We start from the raw sequence: 21990 nt of genomic DNA on the forward strand, positions 1-21990 counted from the left end.
CAACGCCCTCGCATGCGTTGTTTTACACCAAGCACGACAGGATTGGCCGGTTCCGCAACGGACGCCCCGACATTTTCGTCGCGGCAGCCCGACTTGTCCCCAGTTCACGGCTCAACGTGCGGCGGTGCGCCCCTGCCCTCGGCACTCAAGCCTTTACGCACACGACATCAGGTGCCGGGCGAATCGACCCGCATCTTCTTGGCAAGGCTATGTCAGGGATTTTGATGATTGCAAGCAAAGCACCAGTCGGCCTCGGCTGTTTGCGAGGCCGACCGGATGACTACGGACCTTAGCGTCCGTCAGGCGTGCGCACGCCGGCCCAGCTGTCGCGGACCTGATGGTAGTGAACGCTCGCATCATAAACCGTGGTCGCAAGGCCGAGGACCTGCGGCGACAGACGGCCGATGGCGGCCAGAACCTGATAGGACGCGACCACGCGGTCGTGCTGTGCGGTCACCAGCGCGACGCGCGCGTTGACCAGCGCCTGCTGCGCGTTGAGCACGTCGAGGGTGGTACGCTGACCAGCCTTGGCTTCTTCGCGCACGCCGTTCAGCGCGATCTCGGACGCCGTGACCTGCGCCTGCGCGGACTGCACCTGGGCCTTACCGGCCTGCAGCGAACCCCACCACTGCACGACCGTCGCGCGGGTCTGGTCGCGGGTGGTTTCGAGGTTGAGACGCTGCTGCGCCAGGTTTTCCTTGGACTGGCGGATCAGCGAATATGTATTGCCGCCATCGTAGAGCTGCCAATTGGCCTGCGCGATGGCGGACGCGTTGAACGACCTGTATTGAATCAAGGACTGTTCGTTCCCCTGCGTGGCCCCCACTTGCAACGCGATCGTCGGCAGCAGCGCGCCTTCGGCGACCTTGACCTGCAGAAAGTTGACGTCGATGCCGAACATCGCGGCCGTGACGTTGGGATGTTCGATCAGGCCGAGCTCGACTGCCCCGGCGAGGCTTGCGGGCAAGAAACGATCCACCGGCGAACCGGGCGCGAGGTTCGTCGGCTCGTTGCCGATGATGCGGCGGAAGTTCGCGCGCGTCGTGGTGAGATTTGCTTCGGCCGTGAGGGCCTGCGTCTTGCCAGCCGCCAGCTGCGCTTCCGATTGCGCAACGTCGGTGCGCGTCACTTCGCCGACGTTGAAGCGATCACGCGTCTGCTTCAGCGTCTGCTCGAGCACGCGCACGTTGCTGCGCTGGACTTCGAGCGTAGCTGCATCGCGCAGATAGTCCATGTAGATCGAAGCGCCCTGAAGCAGCACGCTCTGATCCAGGCTGCGCAGCGCTTCGCGGGAGCCGGAAACCTGGCTCTCGGCGGCGCGCGTCCTGTTGCCGGTGATGTTGCCGTTATAGAGCGTCTGCGTGACGGTCACACCCACGCTGCGCGGCACGCTCGGCCCGTTGATTGGTGTGTTACCCGGCCCCGGCGAACTCAGTGTATCCTGATATTGATAGCCGCCGTTCGCCGTCAGCGCGACCCTGGGACGATAGCCCGACAACGCCTGAGGCACGTTCTCGTCGGTCGAGCGCACCTGGGCGCGCTGTGCGTTGAGCTGCGGATTGTTCTGATAGGCCCGCACCAAGGCGGCCTCGATCGTGTCCGCCAAGGCAGGCGTCGGCCCGGCAAGCGCCAGCAGCAGGACCGAAACCGCAGCTCCGGTGAAGAGCTTCACCCCATGCATCCCTTAAATTCCGTTCATTCTAACGCCCCGCTCGTGCCCGCGAGCTAGGATACCGTCTACCGAGTGGAGTCGTTGCCCCTCAGCAACATAGGCTGCCAATTGGCGCAACGGAACCACCTGAAGGTAGTTCCCGGTGGAAACTCTTCACGTGCAGCATCCGGGCCACACTTCTGATTCAGAACGGGATTTTAACGGGCCAAAGCCCTCAATCGGGCGTTCAGAAAACGAAAGCGGCGGCCCGTTCCAACCCGGGAAGGACCGGAGCTGCGGCATCGAACAGCGCCCGATGGCCGAATTCACCGTGGGTATGGGTCACGATCACGGCCCGGGGGGGCGTGGATTGGGCCGACACCCCCACGAGGCGCCCGCCCTCCTTGAGCTGCCCGAGCAGCGCCTCTGGCGTCACCTCGAAGGCACCGTTGAGGATAATGACGTCATAGGGAGCGGCAGAAGGATCCCCTTCGGCGCAGGCTGCGGCCTTGCACGTGACGTTGGCGAGGCTGGCGCAAGCATCCTTGGCCTTCGCGGCCAGGGCCGAATCACACTCCGTCGCGGTGACCTGACGGGCGAGCCGGGCCGTCAGCGCGGCGAGGTAGCCGGTGGCGCAGCCGACCACCAGCACGTTGTCCCCCTCGCCGATTTCGGCGGCCTGGAGCAGCTTGCCGGTCAGCTGCGGCTTGATCAGGAACCGCTTGGCCCCGCCTTCGCTCACGTCGAGATCGAGGTCGAGATAGGCCAATGCCTGCCTGGCAATCGGCACGAACGCCTCGCGCGGAACTGTGAGCATCGCGTCGAGAATACGGCGATCGGTGACGTCATTGGTGCGCACCTGGCCATCGACCATTTTTAGGCGCGCGGTCGAGAAACCGGACATTTGCGGACCCTGCAATGCGGACGATGCCGCGGACGAAATTTGGCGGCATCTTTGGAACAGGCTCCGCGAAAACGCAACACGTCCGTTGGCCCGGCGGACCAGGCTGCGCAACCCGAGGCGTCAAGGTGATCGATGAGCTATTCGATCGTGACTGCGAGGCGGCCGATCAATGCGGCGACTTCGTCGAGCCGCGCCGAATCGTGCGCCTCGACGGCGCGCGCGAGGCAGGCCAGGCATTCATCATCGCTGAGCTCGGGAACGTCCGCCGGCAGAATCGAGGGGGCCATTTCGGAACGGTCGAGGACGTCTGGCATTGGAATCACCTCCGTAAGGATCCGGCGCCTGCCAAGCTCGATTTGAATTGGGTCGAATTGGCGTCGCCCTCATGACGCGACCGCGCCCGACACACACAACTGCTTGAGTGCGATTCTGCGCTGGGGCGGATATCACCTGACGTGGTGCCGCGGCTACATTAGAATGCGGGCGCAGGATATTGAAAACACATTGAAATATGATCTGGACGCTGGGCAGGCCGATGCATGGCCCGAAGGGAGTGTCCGTGCGAGCCTGTGCCCCCTGCAAGTTCAGGCGACGGTTGCAAGGTAAAGCTGCGTGTCGAAATAGTCTGCGGCCCGCACGGGGGTGGTGACGCCGGCATCCGTCATGAAGAAGTCACTGACCTGCTGGAGCCATTTCACGACGGTCCCGTCGGAATAGAGCCGCTTCCATTCGCGCGAGGAATAGAGCTTCTGAGCCTTGAAGGCTTCCGCGATGTCGGCGGGACGCGACTGCCCGTAATGTGTCTGGATCGCCTCCGCTGCGGCCGCCGGGTTGCGCACCATGTGGTCGTTCGCTTCTGCCCACGCGCGGATGATCCGGGCCAGCACCTCCCTGTTCGCCGCATAAAAATCCATCCGCGCGGCCCAGCCGCCGAGCACGGCGGATTGCGGGTAGAAGGCGGAGGCGTCCACCAGCTTGACCGCATCCGGCAACGCATCGCGGACGGCAATGTTGAACGGCACCCAGAGCGCAACGGCCGGCACCTCGCCGGCAATGAACGCCTTGACGGCGGCGGCCATGCTGCCGTTGACGATCTCGACCTCGGACGGATTGACGTTGTTGGCCCGCAGCGCGCGATCGAGAAAAATGTGAGCCGTGGTCTTCATCGTCGTCGCGATCCGCTTGCCCCTGAGATCGGCCATCCCCTTGACGCCGAGCGTCGGCCGGACCCAGAGCTGTGCGGTCGCGACCTCAATGTCGTTGATGAGAAAGCCCCGGCCGCGGCCGAGCGCCAGATAGTTGGAGATGACGCCGCCGGCCGAGAGAACGTCGAGCTCACCCCGCGCCATCGCCTCGAAGACTTCAGGTCCGGTGTTGAACTCGTGCAATTCGAAATCGATCCCTTCGCGGTCGAACGAGCCGCGATCGAGCCCGGTCCAGATGTGTCCGTCCACGGCGACAACGTGGAGATAACCGAGCCGAATTCTGCTGCGCGCCTGCGCAATGGCTGGCGCCGCGTGCATTGACGCGGCCGCCAGCGCCGCGCCGTGCCGCAGCAATTGCCGGCGATTGAGACCACAGATGTTCATGCCGCCGCTCCCGCATTCCGGGCCGCGGACCGAAATCGCTGGGCATGAAATAGCGCGACGCTATCCTCGGGATAGTCGTGCAGGAAGGCCGACAGCCGGACCCGCGTCGTCTCGGCCGCGCCGTCCTGCGCGATCGCCGCAAAGACTTCATCCCAGCGTCGACACATCGCAACCTCGGCTTCATCGGCGTGCGCCAGCTCGCCGCGGAGCTCACTGACTTCGATCGCGTCGGCAAATCCCTTCGGCGTGATGCTGTCGACGCTGCGGAACAGGAACCGATCGCCGACGCTGGCGCGGACCGCCGCGCTGACCAGCACGCGCGTGCCGTAATTCTTGTTCAGTCCCTCCAGCCGCGACGCCAGGTTGATGGTGGCGCCAAGCGCGGTGTAGTTCATCCGGTCGCTCGAGCCGATGTTGCCGACCACGGCATCGCCGACATGCAGGCCAAAGCGGGTGTCGTAGGGCGGCCAGCCCTCGCGCCAAAACTCCTGGTTGAGCGCTTCGTTGGCCGCAAGGCATGCCAGGATGGCGCGGCAGGCATTGACGGTGTGGTCGGGATCGTCGGCCGGCGCGTTCCAGAACGCCATCACGGCGTCGCCGATATATTTGTCGACCGTGCCCTGGTGCCGCATGATCTCGTCCGACAGTACCGCGAAATAGCGCGAGGTGTGGATCATCACCTGCGACGGGTCGGCGCGCTCCGTCTTGGCGGTAAAGTCGGCGACGTCGGTGAACAGCACCGTGACCTCACGCCTGGAGCCGCCGAGGCTGAGCGAAGAGCCGGTCTCGATCAACTGCCGCACGATCTGGCGCGGGATGAAGCTCGCAAAGCTGCGGACCACGCTACGCATGGTGAACACCGAGCGGCCAAGCTCCTCGATCTCGGCGATGACGGAATGGACGCGCGGCCGCTCGGTAATCTCGAACCGCTGGATCGCGTCGGTCTCGTCGGCCAGTTTGCGCAGCGGCCGCGCCATCAGCGATCCCAGCCAGAACGCGAATGGCAGCGTGGCTCCGACAAAGGCCAGCGCAAGCGCGAACAGCGTACGGCGCTCGTCGATGATCTGCGCATAGAACTCGTCGAGCGGCGCGACCATCGCCATCCGGATATTGGCCGAGCCGGCCGTCTCGAGCCTGTGAACCGCCGCAACATAGGTTCGGCCCGACGCGTCGGCAAAGAACTGCTGGGCCGCGCCGCCGTCCCGCCAGGAGCGGATGACCGGCACGAGCGCAGGCAGCCGGAGCGCGCCGATCTGTGGCAGGTCGTCCTGCCGCTCCGGGATCTCCGCCATCAGGCGGTTCATCTCGGGATGGCCGACGATGCGCCCGGCATCGTTGAACAGGAACGCCAGCCCTGATTGGCCGAGCTTCTGCTCCGCCAGCATGTCCTCGAACCGGTTCAGCAGCAAATCACCCGCAATGACGCCGCGGCGCCCTTCCCTCAACGGCGTCCGCAGCGTGTAGCCCGGCTCGCCCGTGGCGTAGAAGACGTAAGGACCGGTCAACAGCGTCTTGTCGTTCTTGAACGCCTCGACATACCAGGGCCGCTGCCGCGGGTCGTAGCTCGCGGGTCCGGCGACCTCGGCAACCTGAATGAGGTTTTCGGAGAGATACTGCGTGACAGGCGCGGCCCCCGTCGTGCGCGAGATCACGACCAGCCGGAAGGCAGCATCCTCATCGACGTTCAAGCCCTTCCGGAACGACGGTTGGGCGCGGTCGATCACGTCCATCTCGATGAACGAGCCGTCCTCGTAGCCGACATAGAGGTTGAAGAGCTGCGGGTTGTTGCGCAGCATCGCCGCCATCAGGCTGTAGAGCCGCGTATTGTCCGCGATGTCGGCCTCCTGGATCGGCGGCAGGCCGGACAGTATGTCGAGATTGTCGCGGACATTCTTGAACTGCTCGTCGATGTGATCGGCGCCAAGCTGTGCCACCTTCTCGATGAAGCCAGAGGCGGCCGTCCTGGTGATGGCGGTCACGCGTTCGAAGCTGAGATAGACCAGCGTCAGGCCCACAAGCAACACCACGCCCACGAACACCGTGATGATCGATGTCTGAAAGCCAATGCGAAATACGCGCTTGCTGGTCTTCTCTCCTGTCATCGGAGCTGCCTGAACGCCTCCATCAGTATTTTCGCACGATGGGCTTCGTCGCCGCCGGCGCCGACGGCGAGACCGAGAAAGTAACCCAGGTCGACCAGCTGTTCGGCCGGTTCTCGGTCTCAAGGTCCTTGTAGCCTCGGATATTGAGATAGCCCTGGTAGCCGTCGGACATCGGGATCATGAAGCCGATCTGCGGACCGATGCCGACCGCCTGGCCGCGGAAGCCTCCGAGCTTGGCGCCGGGACCGCTATCGTCGGTGATCTGCTGGAAGAAATAGCCGGCGATGCCGATGTGAACGTTCTTGCTGACGAACTGCGAGGCGGCCCAGTCGACATGAAAATCCATGCCGTTCTGATACTGCAGGGCCCCGTTCATGAAACTATAGGTGAGCCCGCCGACGATCGAGAATTCGTGGCCGCTCTTCGGATCGAGATAGGTGTAGCCGGCACCGACATCGATCGCGGGGAAGCCAAAACTCAGATTCGCGAGCCGGCTGGAATCATAGGTGCCGCTCGGGATGTTGCCGGTGATGTAGACAAGCTCGTTGTGGACGCCCTGATTCCATTTCAGCGTGCCCTGGTAGAACACGTCGGTCAGCGTCGTGCGGTTGTCGGTGGCGCTGCCCGAGATCGTATTGCCGCGCGGACCGGTCAGCGTCGCATCGATGCCGGCGCCAATGTTGCCGGGCGCGGTGAGCACGGTGAAGCCGGCTTGGCCGCCCAGCACCGGCATCGGCGAGGTGTAGGTGATGCCCATGACGAACGCGTCGGCATGTGCGTTGAGGCCGGCGGTCACCGAGCCGGGTATGCGGCCGCTAGTGACGAAGTTCTGCCCTCCTCCGGCCTTTTCGTTGAGGTGAATGTAGATCGTCGAATAGGCCCATCCAGGCGTTACGGGAACGGCGGCCAAGCTGCCGAAGATGCCCGGAAGCCAGAAGCTCACGCCGCCTGAAGCCGCGAGCGCAGGCTGAGCGGCGAAGCTCGCCATCGCCAATGCCGTCGCGAGCCCGACTTTGCGAATGTGTCCCGTCATGTCGAGTCCTTCATTCCATCCTAAAAACTGTGCTTCTCATCTCCCAGCGATCTAGTTCTTCGTCGCACCTCCCACAGTCGCTGCGATCCGCTCGACGTCAGACAGTTTCCAGCTGTGGTCGAAAAGCGCCTTGGTCGGCGCATAGGCGCGGAACATCAACTCGAACTTGCGGTTCGGGTCGGTCGGCACCCAGTTCGATTCCTTGCCCGCCGGCGCCGCCGGGCCAAAATAGATATCGACCGAGCCATCCGCGTTCTTCTGCAACTCGGGAATCTGCGAGGAGCGGCTGGCGCGCGACATGTTCTTGATCAGCGCATGGGTCTGCCGGTCATACGCCGTGACGGACCAATATTGCTCGACCGGCGGATTGGCCGGCACGGTCAGCCGATAGGACTGGCCACCCTCGAACGATTGGCCGTCCTTGTCCCGGATCGAGATCAGGTAGAACTGCCCCGAACCGAGGCGCTTGATGCCGATATAAGCGTAGCTGTAGGCCATGCCACGCTGATCGACCGGATACTGTTCCGGATCCGCATAACCTTCTTGCGCCGCTTTGATCAGATCTGGCGGCGCGGGAAAGGTCCAGCGGCTCGTCGTCGAGAAGAATGGTGGCAGGCCGGCGTCGTATTTCGCTTCCAGCAGAGCCCCGGCCTCACGTGCCGCAGACGCCAGCAGGGTCTTGGTCGCATCAGCCGGTTGGAACGGCTTTCCCTTCTCTATACCGAGCGTCTTGAGCTGATCGATCATCGCCCGATCGCGCTGCAGCCATGGCTCGCTCTGCACCATGCGATCAAGATGCTCGAAGAAGCTCTCGTCATAGCGGATGGTCGAATCGTAGTTGACGTCCTTGACGTCGGTGAAAACGGTCGCAGGAGGATTTTCGGCTTGCGCCAGCGGATACACCTTGAGCCGCTTGCCGTAGGCGATGGACGTCGCGACGTCGGCGGGGCCGTGGCTCCTGAGATTTGATCGGAACAGCATGTATCCGCCGAACGTATCGGATTGCAGTGTGACGTATCCGTCCGGCGGTTTGCCTGAATACCCCGGCGGCAGAACCAGATATTTTCCCCCGCTTCCCTTGTCGGCACCGAGAAGCCCGGCGTCTTCGAGCGGCATCTGCCAGACCGTCACGATGTTGCCGTTGAACGAGCCGTCATTGTCGCCGGGCGGCAGGTCGAGCACGACCGGACCGTCCTTGGTGTTGAAGAACACCATGAAATAGAGCGCGTCGGGATTCGGGGTCAGGGTTTGGTTGTGCCAATCCAGCGGCCGCCCCCAATAGATCGCCTGCCCTACCTTTCCTTCCGTCTTCGCGAACATTTCCTGGAGCATCAAGTCGTAGTTGACCACCGGCATCCCCCAGATTACGGCCTCTATGGCGCGGCGCTGGATGCTGCGGCTGTTCAGTTCGTCCGGTGAAATGCTCTGGGCGTGTGTGCCCGACACCGCGAGAGCTATTGCGATAGCTGCTCCAATGATCGTCTTTTTCATCGGCGGCTCCTCTCTAGAACGGGTTGACGTAGTTGAGGATCGCAAGCTGGCGCAGGACCACGCGACGGACGATGTGGGTCGGCTTCAGATGGTCAGTATAGATCGCCGCCGTTCCGGCGCTGCCGGCTGGCAAGCGGTCGGCGAAGGCAGCATCGTCGAGCTTGACCCGAACGATGAAGGGGGCCGCCTCGATCGCCTTTGGCAGCACCGCCGTACCCGAGGTCTGCGCCTGCCCGGTCGCGATCGCCTGAAGCACGCTTTCGACCTTGCCAGTGTAGATCCGCCCGGGCGCGAACTTGAACGTGGCTTCGACGTCCTGTCCGGGTGCGACGTAGCGGGCGTCGATCTGGTTGATCTCGACCCCGATGATCGTATTGGAAGTATCAATGAACGCCATCACCGGCGACAGCGGCAGGTTCGCCACCCGGGCACCCTTGCGCAGCGCAAGGTTGGTGACATAGCCGTCGGTCGGTGCGCGCACGACCGTCTTGTCGAGATTCCACTGTGCCGACTCCAACTGACCGCCAAGCTGGTCGACCTCCGATTGGCGCTGCTCGACGTCGAAGCCGCGGCCGGCGTCGCGCTCGTAGAGCTGCGTCATTTGGCCCAGGCGCGTCTTGGCAAGCTTGAACTGGGCCTCGATGGCCTTGACCTGCGCCGCGTAGGGCGTCGGATCGATCTTGAACAGCACGTCTCCGGTCTTGAGCGGAGTGTTCGCCACCACCGGCACGTCTATCACCTCACCCGCCACGTCGGGTACGATCGATACGGCATTGCGTACCACCAGCGCGTTACCTTGCGGCGCACCCCAGCCCATCGGAACCAGAAGCCCGAACATCACGAGCACCAGAACGATGAACGGCGAAGCCTTCCAAAAGGTGTTGAAAGGTACGACCTTGAAGCGCACCAGCAGGAACAGCAGCAGCAGATAGATGTTGAGGATCGCGACCGCCATCACGCGTCTCCCGCCTTGCGCGAGGGTACGTCGACATAGGCCCAGATCAAGGCAATCGGCCACAACGCGAAGCCGAAGAACAACGTAATCCAGCCCGCGACCGTCACCGCCTGCGCGTAAGGATGGTTGCGGGACTTCGCGATGTGTCCCGGCAACCAGCCGGCGATGCAGACCACGCCGATCGCGCTCACGACGAGAATGATGAGCACGATCCAAGCGAAGATGTCGTAGCCGCTCATGGTCGATCCTCTAGCTCGCCGGCTGCGGCTCCGGGAATTTCCACTTGCCGTTCAAGATTTCGGGACGCGGGCGATAGAGCCGCACCGTGTAGCTCCAGCCGCTCATGATCGGCAGGCAGTTGGGAATCGTGCCGTCGCAGCCGCCGAATTGAACGCTAACCGATCCATCCGCATTTTTCTTTCGATGTGATGTTGTTGAGCGAATAAGCCTCATACGGATTCTTCTGATAATAGCCGTCAGCGTTGTAGAGACTGATCGACCAGAAGCCGTCGATGGGCACATCCTTGACGCTGAGCTTGTAGATCGAGTTTCCATCGTTCTTCGGCGGCGTGTAATTGAGATAGATGGCATCTTTCCGTGGATTGCCGCCCCACGTCGCAGCTGCCGAGATGAGACGCTGGACCGGATCGACCTGATCTTTGGTGCCGAAGGAGCGGCTGGTGTCGGTGAGCGTTGTGGCCAGAACGATCAACGCGTCGCGAACTTTTTTCTGGCTGACCGGGTCCCATTTCGGTACCTCGAACGTGCCCGGCCCTCCGGGCTGGTCGACTTTGATCGCGTCCTGGAGCGCATGAACCTTCTTCACGTCGGCGGCGTCGTTGGGATCGACCAGCGTTCGTACGCCGACAAGCACATAACGCGTTCCGATCTGCCTCTTGGTGATGGTGTGCTTGCCGGCGCCATAGAGCGCAGGCGGTGAATACTCATCCTGACTGATAAGCTGAAGAGACATGAAACGCTTGCCCGCGTCCGGCAGCGTAACCGTTACGGGGCCGGCATCGAGATCGAACACAGCCGCCGAGTAGAGTGTGTCGCGGTTCATCCGGACGATGGTCTGGGCATCAATCGGTGACAGTTCACGATGGTGCTCGAACCTGCCGAAGCCGCCTTCTTTAATCGCGACGACGCTGAGATAGAGATCGGATTCCGCACGGATGAAATTGTCGACCGTGACGGGAATTGTGTTTGAAACCTGCGCCAAGGCCGCACCTGTGCAGATAAGTATCCCCTGCAATCCCCAAAAGACATATCTCAATTTCATCGCTGATCCTCGCGTTCGAAACCGGAAGCCGGCGACAAAAATCCGACGCGTTGTCCCGTTCATCATTGCATCGGCTCCAGTGGCGGCGGCTTCCATGCTCCGGTCATCGCGGCTTTGCTCGGCCCGTAGACGCGCGCGACCAGGCTGCATTTCTAAACCTCCATCCAGCACTTTGTTGATCGTTCTACCCACCATTGGGGATCGGACGCGTATCTTGTCCGGAGATGGGAACCGGGCCGGTAAGCGTCCGCCCCGGTTGGCCTTCGCAGGCGAGCATCACATCGATCGGCGCCCCACCATCACTGGCAGTAATCCCAAAAGCCCTGGGTCCGGGACGGATCGGTGTAGTACCAGCACATGCCGGGCGCAGGCGCAGCACCTGCCCAGGCAGCAGCCGTGGCCGCTGTCACGAAACCGATCGCGGCGCCCGCCGCAATGGCACCGCCCCTCGGCCAACCGTACCAGCCGGGCCGCGCCCAGCCGCCGCGTCCCGCCACGGCCGTGGTTCGGCGAACTGCAACGTTGCCGCGCGGTCCGCGCACCACGGTGCCGCCGCGATAGGCCGCGCCGCGAGGCCCGACCACGGCGCCGCCGCGGTGAACCACGGCCCCACCGCGCGGACCCATGGCAGCTCCGCCGCGACGAACGGCCGCGCGCACTTCGATGAGATCAGACGATGTGGCGGCGTCCCAGTGAATGGCGGCAGGCTGAAGCGGCGCCGCCGCCGCAGCCCCGATCGGAAGAGAAGCGCCGGTGGCCAGCGCCAGCAAGCAGGTCGTCAACCGAAAAACGCGCATATGTTCAAGCATCTTGGTTTCTCACATTGTTCTTGCTTCGTTGATGAAATCGAACACGGCAATGCGCTCGGCGGGCGGCACAAAGTCCGTTCCGCCTTGCGTCGTGACGCGCGCGACGAAATCGGAAATCGCCTTTTTCGCCGCGCCATCGTTCCACGATGGCAAGGGATCCGCCGGCTGCGCCACCGCAACAGCCACCGCAACGGAGATGGCTGCGAGACATGCAGGCAGCACAGCGTAAACCCTAACCATCAGCACACTTGTCCTTTCTGCCCGTTGCTATTGCGGCTTGAGGGTTTCAAGCTCGTTGAGCCGCTTCAGCGCCGCTTGCTGCCGGAGCATTCCGTAGTTGATGCTGCCCGCGTTCAGCGAACTGCCTTCCTGATAGGGGAACTGATCGAAATCGGAGAAGAACTCCTTGATCTTGCCCTGCACCGGCACGATGAGCCACATGTTCTGGGCGAGGAATTTCATCGCCTCGCCGCCCTCCTCCAAGCCACGCTCATATGGATCCATGCGCAGATTGGTGATCAGCGACCAGGCCGTAACCTCACGCGTGCCGGTTGCGATGTTTCCCTTCGACGAGGCAAAGCTCAGCTTCCAGTCGTTCCACCGGATGGCATTGAGGTTGCCGCCCTGATCGAAGTAATAGATCGCCTCGCGTGGTCCTTGCTTGGCCTCGCCTTTGAGGAACGGCATGAAGTTGTAGCCGTCGAGATGAACCTTGAAGTTCTTCCCGCCTGCACCTGCAAATCCCGTCTTCATCTTCTCCTTGACGTCGGGGATCCCCGCCGCTGCACAGAGGGTCGGGAACCAGTCGGTCAGCGAGATAATGTCGTTGTACTGGGTGCCGGGCTTCACCACGCCGGGCCAGCGCACCATCATGGGAATGCGCATGCCGCCTTCCCATGTGGTGCCCTTCTCGCCATGGAAGGGGGTCATGGCTCCGTCCGGCCAAAGCGCGATTTCGGCGCCGTTGTCGGTCGTATAGAGAACGATCGTGTTCTCAGCGATGCCGAGGTCATCGAGTTGCTTGAGCAACTCCCCGACCATCCCGTCGTGCTCCACCATGCCGTCGGCGTGGATGCCCTTGCCGGTCTTGCCGAGCGACTCCTTCTTCAGATGCGTGAACACGTGCATGCGCGTCGAGTTGAACCAGACGAAAAACGGCTTGTCGGCCTTGGCCTGACGGCCGATGAAGTCCTTGGCTGCCCCCAGGAACTCCTCGTCGACCGTCGGCATGCGCGCGGTATTCAGCGGTCCAGTATCTTCGATCTTTCCGTCCGCCGATGATTTGATGACGCCACGCGGACCATACTGCTTCCGGAAGTTCGGATCCTTGGGATAGAAGTACCCTTCCGGCTCCTCCTCCGCGTTGAGGTGGTAGAGATTGCCGAAAAACTCATCGAAGCCATGCTTCGTCGGCAAATGTTCGTCGCGGTCGCCCAGATGGTTCTTGCCAAACTGCCCGGTGGCATAGCCCTGGGTCTTCATGGCGTCGGCAATCGTCGGCATCCAATCCTGGATGCCGTGGGGGTCGCCCGGCATACCGATCGTGAGAAGGCCGGTCCGGAACGGTTCCTGCCCCAGGATGAAGGAGGCACGACCGGCTGTGCAGCTCTGCTGGCCGTAGGCGTCGGTGAAGATCGCCCCTTCATTCGCGATGCGGTCGATGTTGGGCGTGCGATATCCCATCATGCCCATGGTGTAGGCGCTGATTTGCGGGATGCCGATGTCGTCACCGAAGATGACGAGAATGTTGGGCTTGCGGCCCGCGGCGGGCGCCGCAGTCGGCGCCGCCGAAGGAGCCGCCTTCTGAGCCTGCGCCAGTGCCTGCGATGTCAGCGCCGCTGTTGCGACGATCGACGATGTGCCAAGCAACACGGCGCGGCGATGAATCGCCGAATGGTCGCTACAGGTGGAATCAACAACGGCATTATTCTGCTTCTTCGTCTCGTTGGTCATTCGACGCTCCCTGACTTATTCGATGTTGGTTGGCGTGGATGAGGGCGAATCTAGATCGTCCGTTCCGTCTGAGTGGCCTCCTGTGCTTTGCTTATCTCGCGGGTTTTCCATACGCGGTGACCTTCGGGGTCCCGACCGGGTTCAAATGCGGGGGCAGACCTGTCGTGGCCCGGCTTCCGGCGCGCGGGCGCAGCTTGCGGCGGGCGGCGACCAATTGGTGGAGCAGCCGGCGTGGAGACCAATGAGCCGGATTGCCCCGATTTCCGAACAACTCGCTCTCGATCGCATCAAGCTGGAGATCCAGCTCCGGATCGCGTGCGGCGGCCTTGAAAGCTCCGGCCGAAATTGGAGGTTGCGTCGCGTTGAGATGCGGCAGCCATTCAAGCAGTGCAAAATAAGACGCTTTTGAGTCGCGATGGCGGATCGCGCGGCGCAACCGGCTGAAGGCAAACGCCTCCGACTGAAGATAGGCCTGGTGCCGACGATGAAGATTGCCCGCAACGCGGCGGGTCACACGAGGAGCAAACCAAGCGAACCCGGCGGTGACGGCCACCAAGAGCAGGGCCGTCAGCCAGTGGTCGAAGATAAAGTCGACGACGCTATCCCACGTCCACCGCCGAGCTGATTGGTTCGAAGAAGCTGGACCCGCCACCGCCGAAGTCACGGTTCCCTTGAGCGGCACGGCCTCGAGATGAACCTGATCGACCTTGCCGCTGCCGACATTCCACCAACCGATATCGATGGACGGCAGCGAATTGTCACTTGCCCGCTCCACCATATACGTTGCGGAATCGACGCGGGTCGACGTCATGACGTCGGAGCGCCCGTCGACCTTGTCCTCGAGCTTCGGCTGCGCCGGATAAAGCTTCAAGCCATCGACAGACGGGAATTGCTGAGGCGGCAGCAGCATCGCCGGCGTGCCTTCCGCCCGGATCGTGATGGTTCGTGTCACGGCGTCACCGGCCTTGAGCGGGTCAGACGAACGCCTGACGTCCTGCTCGGCGGTCAGGCTGTTGGCCGATACGAACGGGCGAAGCGCGCTCGCCGCATCCGGAATGAATGCTTCGAATGACACGCGTGGCAGCGCGACAGCCACCTCACGGGTGGCTGGCGGCTCGGCCGCATATTTGATCCTGACGATCTGGTTGGCGACGGCGTAGGACCCCGGCTCCTGCGGCGAGATCGCGTATTCAAACCGCACACCGGCATAGGGCACGCCATCGCGCTGCTCGCTGGTGTTGACGCTCTGCAATTGTCGTGTCACCGCGTTGCGCACCTGAAAATCCGGCAGTTCGGGCGGCGACGTCATGTAGTTCGGCGCCAGGACCAGGACACTCAACGTGGTTTTTTGCCCAACCACGACTCGCGGCGGGGCGATCGTCACCTGCACGATCGGCTCGAGCGCCACTGATTGCTGCGCATACACAGCCTGCGACGGGAGCGCGCCGCCGAGCAGCAAGGCGATGAAGCCGATCCAAACTCTCACTGCGACACCCTCCCCTGGGCTGGAGCGGCCGCCTGGATCGCGAATTTGAGTTTGAGGAAATCCGCAGGTGAGGTCTGGACCTGACGCATCCAGGCCTCGGCGGCGCCGGCAGTGGTGACGTCCTGCGGTGTGACCGTGATCTTCTTTCCGCCTTTCTGATTGGGATCGACGCGCATCTCGTCGGCCTTCTCATCCGGCGGTGCAGGGTCATCCTGCTCCTGCTTGCGGCGCTTGGCTTCACGCGCATCCAGCGCCGCCTGAACGATGGCGCGGTTCGTCTTCGCGGCGGCGTTGCCGGGTTGCGCCTTGAGCACCTCGTCATAGGTCTTGAGCGCTTTCTCATAAGCGTGGTTCTGCGCCTGCGCGTTGCCCAGCGCGAATTTTCCCTCCAGCGTGTCAACGCGCGAGAATTCCTCGGCAGCGGCGAGAAAATCGTATGCGCGGTAAGCCGAGATGCCGCGCCACATTGGATCGGCAAACGTCGTTTTCGCGGCGGCATAGTCGCCACGGTCAAATGCAAGCCGTCCCTGTTGATCCGGCGTCAGCCAAAGATTAGTAAAGCGCGATGTCTCCTCGGCTCTCGAAGCGCTGGCGTGCGTCACGATGAAGAGAGCCAGGACCCACGCCACTGTCGTACCGCGCCGGAACCAGAGAAGACTCAACAGGGCCAGCGGCGGCAGCAGCCAATAGCCCTCATCCCGCCATTGCGTGCCGAACGCATCGCCCTGGGCGGCCTGAAAGTGCGTTTCGATCCGGCGCTCCAGTCGCACGATGTCCGAGCCGTCGATGCTGACCCGAATGACGTCCGCGCCAGCGGGCAGCGCCGATGAATCCGGGCTGACCGCGAATATGACGAGACCATTGCGTCCGGCTGCCTGCCGCACGGCGGCCGCATCCGCGGTCCCGAGATCGTCCGCGACCAGCAGGACCGTTCCGGGGACCGGTTCGGCCGCCAGCGCGTCGGCCGCCAGCGCGACCGCACCCGCAACGTTCTTGCCATCCGCCGGCATTAGCCCTGGCTCAAGCGCGGCCAGAAACGGCTCGATCACGGACCGGTCGTCGGTCGGCGGCATCACCAGATGCGCGGTGCCGGCAAAGGCCACGAGCCCGGTCCTGGCGCCCGCGCGGGCCGCCAGCAGATCCCTGATCTTCTGCTTGGCGCGTTCGAGGCGCGAGGGCGCCACATCGGTCTCATTCATCGATGATCCGACTGCGAGCGCAATCATCAACGGTGCCTTGTCTTCGACAAAGGGCGGAAGCTCGCGGCGCCAGGTCGGACCGGACAGGCCGATGATGCCGAGCATCATTCCGGCGGCGACGAGATAGAGCGGGTTGATTTGGCGTCCTTGTCCCGGCCGCACGATGAGATGCGTCAGCAGATGCGGCGCGATCACGCCACCCCATTGCGCGCGCACATCTTGCCGGCGAAGCAGCACCGCAAACACGACAGCAAGCGGGAGCAGCGCGAGCAGCCAGAGCGGGCGTAAGAGATGGAAGGACATGGTGGCTGCGTCACGCATGGCTGACGCTCCTCATCCGGCGCCACTCGCTGCCGAGCAGGAGCCAGAGCCACAAGAGCAGACCGATCGCGATGGCCAGGCCGAACGGCCATTGAAACAGCGGCAGCTTCGGCCGCCATGACAAGGTCTGAAGCTTGGCCGGCGCGAGGCGATCGATATCGGCATAGATCGCCTGCAACTGCGCGCCATCCTCGGCGCGAAAAAAGTGCCCTCCGGTGGCGTCCGCGACATGCTGCAAGACGGCGAGGTTGACGCGGTTCTCGCCCGAGGCTGCGGGATCGCCAACGCCGATGGTGTAGACCGTGACATCGTTCTGGCGAGCGATGTCGGCGGCGTGCTCGGGCGGCACCCGGCTCGCCGTATCGTTGCCGTCCGTCAGGAGGATCAGGAGCTTCTGCTTCGCCCTGCTGGCTGCAAACGTCTTGATGGCAAGACCGATCGTGTCGCCGATCGCCGTCTGCTGGCCGGCCATGCCGACCCCCGCCTGATCGAGCAGTTGCTGCGCCGTCTGGAGGTCTTGCGTGAATGGCACCTGCACATAGGCCATGGTGCCGAACAGGATCAGGGCGACGCGGTCGCCCTTGCGGCGGGCGATGAAGTCTCTGACCACGCGCTTGACGCCGTCGAGACGGGTGAGCGACGTACCGTCCGGCGCTTTGAAATCGCGCTGATCCATCGATCCCGAAATGTCGATCGCCAGGATCAGGTCGCGCGCGGAGACCTCGCGCGTCACCGCCTCGCCGACCCATTGCGGCCGGGCCAGCGCCACAACCAGCAGCGTCCAGATGGCCACTGCCGCGACCATCTGGACGGTGCGGCGTTCAAGGACGACCGCGCCGCGCTGCGGCGTCTGCCCGGTCGCCGCCGCCAGCCTGTCGAAGAAGGGCACCTGGATCGAGGCCTGCCGCGCCCGGTATGGCGGCAGCAGCCACCACGCCAGGACTGGCAGCGGCAACAGCAGAAGCAACCATGGCCAGGCGAATTCAAGCATGATGCCCCCTGATCCAGCGGCGCACGAGACGGACCAGCGATTGCAGCTCGGCGCCATCAGGCGGAATCTGCCGATAAGGACCACTCGCGAGCAGCTGGCCTACGCCGTGAGAAAACTCCTCGCCTCCACAGCTGCGATCGAGGAAGGCCAGCCATGCCGGCCCGACCAGTGGCGCCACTCGCTCGCGCGGAAAGGCCGCGAGCGCCGTGCGCCGCACCAGCAAGGTCAGCTTCGACAACAGCTCCGACGGCACCGAATTTCGCGCATGCTCGATGCTATCAAGCTCCGCGAGCGCTTCGCGGCGATAGCGGTTGACACGGCGCAGATGCGCCACGCGCCACACGGTAGCGCAGATGGCCGCGAGCAGCAGGGCGATCGCAAGCCTCGCCTCCCAGGTCTGTGGCCAGAGGCTGACCTCGCGCGGCAGCGGGAAGTCGATTAGGCCGGCCACCGGGTCGGCAGTCACGGATGTAGCCTCAGCCAAGAGCCGCCTCCGTCTGGTTATGCGGGGCCGCGCGGCCACGACCGGCCGGCAGACCACCAAGAAGACGCCGAAGCTGCGCAGCGGTGTCCTCCGCCGCGCTCAGCGGCAGCACGGGAATTCCGAGCTCGTGCGTCCAGTCGAAGATGCCTTTCAGGCGGTCCCGGGTGACCTGCGCTACGCTCTTGCGGACGCTGTCACGGCCGACATCAAGCCGGATCTGCAACTCGCCATCGGTCACCGTCATGCTGGCCGACGGTGGCAGATCGCTTTGCAGGGGATCATGGACCAACGCAGCGACGACGTCATTGTGCCGCGCCAGCGCGGCGACCATATCGCGCGTTGCAGCGTCCGCGCCGTCGAAATCGCTGATGATGATCACGGCGGCATCGTGCGGTGCCCGACGCCTTGCATGATCGAGCGCGGTGTTGAGCATCGCCGGCGCGGACACCAGACCGCGCCCGACGCCGAGCGCCTGGTTCTGCGTGACGACCGCCGCGAGGATCTGGAGCACGGTCGCCCGGCTGCGGCGCGCCGTCACCTCGATGAAGTCTCGATCGTTGAACACGACGGCGCCGACGCGATCGCCGACGCCTAGCACCCGCCACGCCCCGATCGCTGCGGCCTCGGCCGCCGTCACCGATTTCATCGCATGCCGGCTGCCGAAGAACATCGACAGGCGCTGATCCACCACCAGGATCGTCTGCCGGTCGCGCTCCTCGTTGAAGACCCGGATATGCGGCTTGCGCAGGCGCGCCGTCACCTTCCAGTCGATCGAGCGGACGTCGTCGCCGGGACGATAATCCCTGATCTCCTCGAAGTTCAGGCCCCGGCCCCGCATGCGGGACGCAAAGCGGCCGGACAAAAGGCTATGCACGGGTTGGCGCGGAAGGAAGGAGACCTTGCGTCCGCGATGTTCGAGCGCGATCAATTCGTGAAGACCGACATAGACACCTGGCATATTGGCTGATGTCTCGGTCATGATGGCCTCAGGCTGCCGCAACTAGCTCGGTAATCTTGTCGATCACCTGATCGGGCGTAACGCCCTGCGACACTGCCTCGTAGCTGAGGATGATCCGGTGGCGTAGGCAGTCGTGGATCACCGCGCGCACGTGGTCGGGCGTCACGAAATCGTATTCATCGAGCCAGGCGCGAGTCCGCGCGGAACGATCGAGCGCCAGGCTGCCGCGCGGGCTGGCGCCGACCTGGATCCATTTGCTCAGCGGTTCGCCATAGCGCCCGGGAAAGCGCGTCGCGTAGATCACGTCGACGATGTACTTCTGAACGAGGTCCGAGACGAAGATGCCGTCGATCTCACCACGTGCGTCCAGGATCGCCTGTTGCGGGATCGGCGGCGGCTCCGAGGTGTGATCCTTCGGTGCTTGCGCGTTCTCGGCGCGATTGAGCCGGATGATCTCGCCCTCGGATGCCTCGTCGGGGTAAGTGATGACGACATGCATCAGGAAGCGGTCGAGCTGCGCTTCGGGGAGCGAATAGGTGCCTTCCTGCTCGATCGGGTTTTCGGTCGCGAGCACCATGAAGAGGTCCGGCATTTTGTAAGTCTTGCCTGCAACCGTGACCTGGCGTTCCTCCATGGCCTCGAGCAGCGCGGACTGCACCTTGGCCGGAGCGCGGTTGATCTCGTCGGCGAGCACAAGATTGGCGAAGATCGGCCCTTTCTGAAATTCAAACTGTCCACCCTTGTCGGTCTGGACGTAGATCTCGGCGCCAGTCACGTCCGACGGCAGGAGATCCGGGGTGAATTGCACGCGCGACAAATCAGCGGCGAGATGCTTTGCCAGCGTCTTGACTGCCCGCGTCTTGGCGAGACCGGGCAGGCTCTCGATCAGAAGATTACCGTTGGCAAGAAGGCCAATCAGCATGCTCTCGACCAGATGATCCTGGCCAAGCACGGACTTTCCGATCCGCGATTTCAGCTCGAGCACGGCATCGCGGGAGGCCGAGCGTTTGGTGTCCGCTCGCTCTGTGAAGCCTGACGTTTGCGCCGTTCCGGAATCCGACATGTCCTTCCAGTCTCATCGAGAAGCGTCCGGCCGGAACGCAGCCGGCCGGTAGGCCGCTTTTGTCAGTTCTTGCCCGGAGGCGTTGTCGTCAGCTTGTCCATGACGTCGCTGACGGTGAAGCTTGCCGCCTTGGCGCGCGGTGGAAATTCCTTGAAGCTCTCGATGTACTTCGCGACAATGGCCTGCGCCGGCACGAACATAAATGCGCGGTGCGCCTGCCAATCGGCGTAATAGATGCTGTCGGGCCCACGTTCGAATGGATCTGTCCGTAAATTGTAGAGATTTGGCCCGCGAAGCTTGGTGAAATTGCCCTGCCAGACTCCAAGCGGGGTCTTGGGACCTATTTCCGTGTGCTGCTCCATGAAGCTGATCTTCCAATCGCGCAGACGAAGAGCCATCAAGTCGCCGTCATCACTCCAGTACAGGAATTCCTTGCGGGGCGATTCTTTTACGTCGCCCTTCAAGAACGGCATCAGATTGAAACCGTCCAGATAGACCTTAAAAGTCTTGCCGTTCAGCATTGAACCTTTTTTGACCTTCTCGACGAGGTCCGGATCGCCATTCGCTGCGGCGAAGGTCGGGATGAAGTCTTCGTGGGCACAGATATCATTGATGATCGTGCCCGGTTGGATGACACCCGGCCAGCGCATCAAGCACGGGACGCGGAAGCCGCCTTCCCAGTTCGTGGCCTTCTCACCCTTGAACGGCGTTGAGCCACCGTCCGGCCAGGTGAATGCCTCGGCGCCATTGTCGGTGGTGTAGACGACAATGGTGTTGTTGGTGACACCGAGGTCATCCACAAGCTTGAGCAGTTCTCCGACCATGCCGTCGTGCTCGACCATTCCGTCAGGGTAGGTCCCGAGACCTGTCTTTCCTTCCGACGCCTTCTTCAAATGTGTGAAAATGTGCATGCGCGTCGAGTTGAAATAGCAGAACCAGGGCTTGTCGGCCCGATGCTGTCGGTTGATGAAATCTTTGGCCGCGCCAAGAAATTCCTCGTCGATGGTCTCCATACGCTTGGCATTCAATGGGCCGGTATTCTCGATCTTGCCGTCGGCAGTTGATTTGATGACGCCGCGCGGCCCGAATTTCTTCCGGAACTCCGGGTCCTTGGGATAGTCGGGATTCTCGGGCTCCTCCTCGGCATTGAGATGATAGAGGTTGCCAAAGAACTCGTCGAAGCCATGCGCCGTCGGAAGATGTTCGTCGCGGTCACCAAGATGGTTCTTGCCGAACTGGCCGGTGGCGTAGCCGTAGGTCTTGAGCACATCGGCGACACTAGGGTCGAGCGGTCCCAGGCCGAGCTCGGCGCCGGGAAGACCAACTTTCGTCAGGCCGGTTCGGATAGGCGATTGGCCGGTGATGAAGGCGGCGCGGCCTGCGGTACAGCTCTGCTGTCCGTACCAGTCGGTAAATACCGCCCCCTCCTTGCCGATGCGATCGATGTTGGGGGTACGGTAGCCCATCACTCCCATGTTGTAGGCGCTGACATTGAACCAGCCGATGTCGTCGCCCATGATGAAGAGGATGTTCGGCTTGCGACCGGATGATGTCGCTGCCGGCGAGCCGCCTGGTGCTGCCTTCTGGGCTTGCGCTAATGCCTCCGATGTTAGGGCCGCGGCGGCAACTAGGGAAGACGTCCCGAGAAGGAGATTGCGACGATTGATGGCATCATTTGCGTCCGTCCCGGTCTTGCTCCTAATTCCACGGCTCATTCCG

Annotated in this window: 18 protein-coding genes and 2 pseudogenes; all 20 read right to left on the reverse strand. The window is 63.1% G+C overall.

Annotated elements, in window-relative coordinates:
• Nucleotides 1–289: 289 nt before the first annotated feature.
• Complete coding sequence (locus tag AB7Z56_RS22595; RefSeq protein ID WP_071914064.1) at nucleotides 290–1681, reverse strand: TolC family outer membrane protein; 1392 nt, start codon at nucleotides 1679–1681, stop codon at nucleotides 290–292.
• 217 nt (nucleotides 1682–1898) lie between these two features.
• The gene (locus AB7Z56_RS22600; protein WP_063983331.1) at nucleotides 1899–2555 is read right to left on the reverse strand and encodes a protein-L-isoaspartate O-methyltransferase family protein; all 657 of its coding nucleotides are present in this window, start codon (nucleotides 2553–2555) and stop codon (nucleotides 1899–1901) included.
• Between the two features lie 137 nt (nucleotides 2556–2692).
• On the reverse strand, nucleotides 2693–2869 hold the full coding sequence (locus AB7Z56_RS22605; protein WP_094183926.1) for a hypothetical protein: 177 nt from the start codon (nucleotides 2867–2869) through the stop codon (nucleotides 2693–2695).
• A gap of 270 nt (nucleotides 2870–3139) precedes the next feature.
• Nucleotides 3140–4144 carry an ABC transporter substrate-binding protein gene (locus AB7Z56_RS22610; RefSeq protein ID WP_063983333.1) on the reverse strand — a complete coding sequence of 335 codons (1005 nt, stop codon included), beginning with the start codon at nucleotides 4142–4144 and terminating at the stop codon, nucleotides 3140–3142.
• The gene (locus AB7Z56_RS22615) at nucleotides 4141–6246 is read right to left on the reverse strand and encodes an adenylate/guanylate cyclase domain-containing protein (protein WP_063983334.1); all 2106 of its coding nucleotides are present in this window, start codon (nucleotides 6244–6246) and stop codon (nucleotides 4141–4143) included. Before AB7Z56_RS22615 ends, AB7Z56_RS22610 begins: the two co-directional genes overlap by 4 nt.
• Before the next feature lie 22 nt (nucleotides 6247–6268).
• On the reverse strand, nucleotides 6269–7279 hold the full coding sequence (locus tag AB7Z56_RS22620; protein ID WP_063983335.1) for a SphA family protein: 1011 nt from the start codon (nucleotides 7277–7279) through the stop codon (nucleotides 6269–6271).
• A gap of 51 nt (nucleotides 7280–7330) precedes the next feature.
• Nucleotides 7331–8770 (reverse strand): DUF1254 domain-containing protein, encoded by a 1440-nt coding sequence (locus AB7Z56_RS22625; protein ID WP_063983336.1) that lies wholly within the window; start codon nucleotides 8768–8770, stop codon nucleotides 7331–7333.
• 13 nt (nucleotides 8771–8783) lie between these two features.
• Nucleotides 8784–9725 carry an HlyD family secretion protein gene (locus tag AB7Z56_RS22630; RefSeq protein WP_063983337.1) on the reverse strand — a complete coding sequence of 314 codons (942 nt, stop codon included), beginning with the start codon at nucleotides 9723–9725 and terminating at the stop codon, nucleotides 8784–8786.
• Nucleotides 9725–9964, reverse strand: coding sequence for a DUF3302 domain-containing protein (locus AB7Z56_RS22635; RefSeq protein ID WP_063983338.1), 240 nt, complete (start codon nucleotides 9962–9964; stop codon nucleotides 9725–9727). Before AB7Z56_RS22635 ends, AB7Z56_RS22630 begins: the two co-directional genes overlap by 1 nt.
• Nucleotides 9965–9974: 10 nt before the next feature.
• Nucleotides 9975–11007: pseudogene (locus AB7Z56_RS22640) on the reverse strand (DUF1254 domain-containing protein).
• Nucleotides 11008–11306: 299 nt separating this feature from the next.
• Nucleotides 11307–11816 carry a hypothetical protein gene (locus tag AB7Z56_RS22645; RefSeq protein WP_231141962.1) on the reverse strand — a complete coding sequence of 170 codons (510 nt, stop codon included), beginning with the start codon at nucleotides 11814–11816 and terminating at the stop codon, nucleotides 11307–11309.
• A gap of 36 nt (nucleotides 11817–11852) precedes the next feature.
• A pseudogene (locus tag AB7Z56_RS22650) lies at nucleotides 11853–12059 on the reverse strand (haloacid dehalogenase-like hydrolase); the annotation flags it as partial.
• Between the two features lie 24 nt (nucleotides 12060–12083).
• Nucleotides 12084–13769 (reverse strand): arylsulfatase, encoded by a 1686-nt coding sequence (locus AB7Z56_RS22655; RefSeq protein WP_063983340.1) that lies wholly within the window; start codon nucleotides 13767–13769, stop codon nucleotides 12084–12086.
• A 91-nt stretch (nucleotides 13770–13860) separates the two neighbouring features.
• Nucleotides 13861–15228 carry a BatD family protein gene (locus tag AB7Z56_RS22660; protein ID WP_245328429.1) on the reverse strand — a complete coding sequence of 456 codons (1368 nt, stop codon included), beginning with the start codon at nucleotides 15226–15228 and terminating at the stop codon, nucleotides 13861–13863.
• Nucleotides 15229–15251: 23 nt separating this feature from the next.
• Nucleotides 15252–16775 carry a vWA domain-containing protein gene (locus AB7Z56_RS22665; RefSeq protein WP_084795128.1) on the reverse strand — a complete coding sequence of 508 codons (1524 nt, stop codon included), beginning with the start codon at nucleotides 16773–16775 and terminating at the stop codon, nucleotides 15252–15254.
• Nucleotides 16768–17766 carry a VWA domain-containing protein gene (locus tag AB7Z56_RS22670; RefSeq protein ID WP_063983342.1) on the reverse strand — a complete coding sequence of 333 codons (999 nt, stop codon included), beginning with the start codon at nucleotides 17764–17766 and terminating at the stop codon, nucleotides 16768–16770. The genes AB7Z56_RS22665 and AB7Z56_RS22670 overlap by 8 nt, the downstream gene beginning before the upstream one ends.
• Nucleotides 17759–18250, reverse strand: coding sequence for a DUF4381 domain-containing protein (locus AB7Z56_RS22675; protein WP_187387700.1), 492 nt, complete (start codon nucleotides 18248–18250; stop codon nucleotides 17759–17761). The genes AB7Z56_RS22670 and AB7Z56_RS22675 overlap by 8 nt, the downstream gene beginning before the upstream one ends.
• Entirely contained in the window at nucleotides 18243–19229 is a 987-nt protein-coding gene (locus AB7Z56_RS22680; RefSeq protein ID WP_063983344.1) for a DUF58 domain-containing protein, read from the reverse strand. The genes AB7Z56_RS22675 and AB7Z56_RS22680 overlap by 8 nt, the downstream gene beginning before the upstream one ends.
• Before the next feature lie 7 nt (nucleotides 19230–19236).
• Nucleotides 19237–20271, reverse strand: coding sequence for an AAA family ATPase (locus tag AB7Z56_RS22685; RefSeq protein WP_231141961.1), 1035 nt, complete (start codon nucleotides 20269–20271; stop codon nucleotides 19237–19239).
• Between the two features lie 62 nt (nucleotides 20272–20333).
• Nucleotides 20334–21986, reverse strand: coding sequence for an arylsulfatase (locus tag AB7Z56_RS22690; RefSeq protein ID WP_063983345.1), 1653 nt, complete (start codon nucleotides 21984–21986; stop codon nucleotides 20334–20336).
• Between the last annotated feature and the right edge of the window lie 4 nt (nucleotides 21987–21990).

The sequence above is a fragment of the Bradyrhizobium sp. 482_C4_N1_8 genome (genome assembly GCF_052075965.1).
GTDB classification, from domain to species: domain Bacteria; phylum Pseudomonadota; class Alphaproteobacteria; order Rhizobiales; family Xanthobacteraceae; genus Bradyrhizobium; species Bradyrhizobium barranii.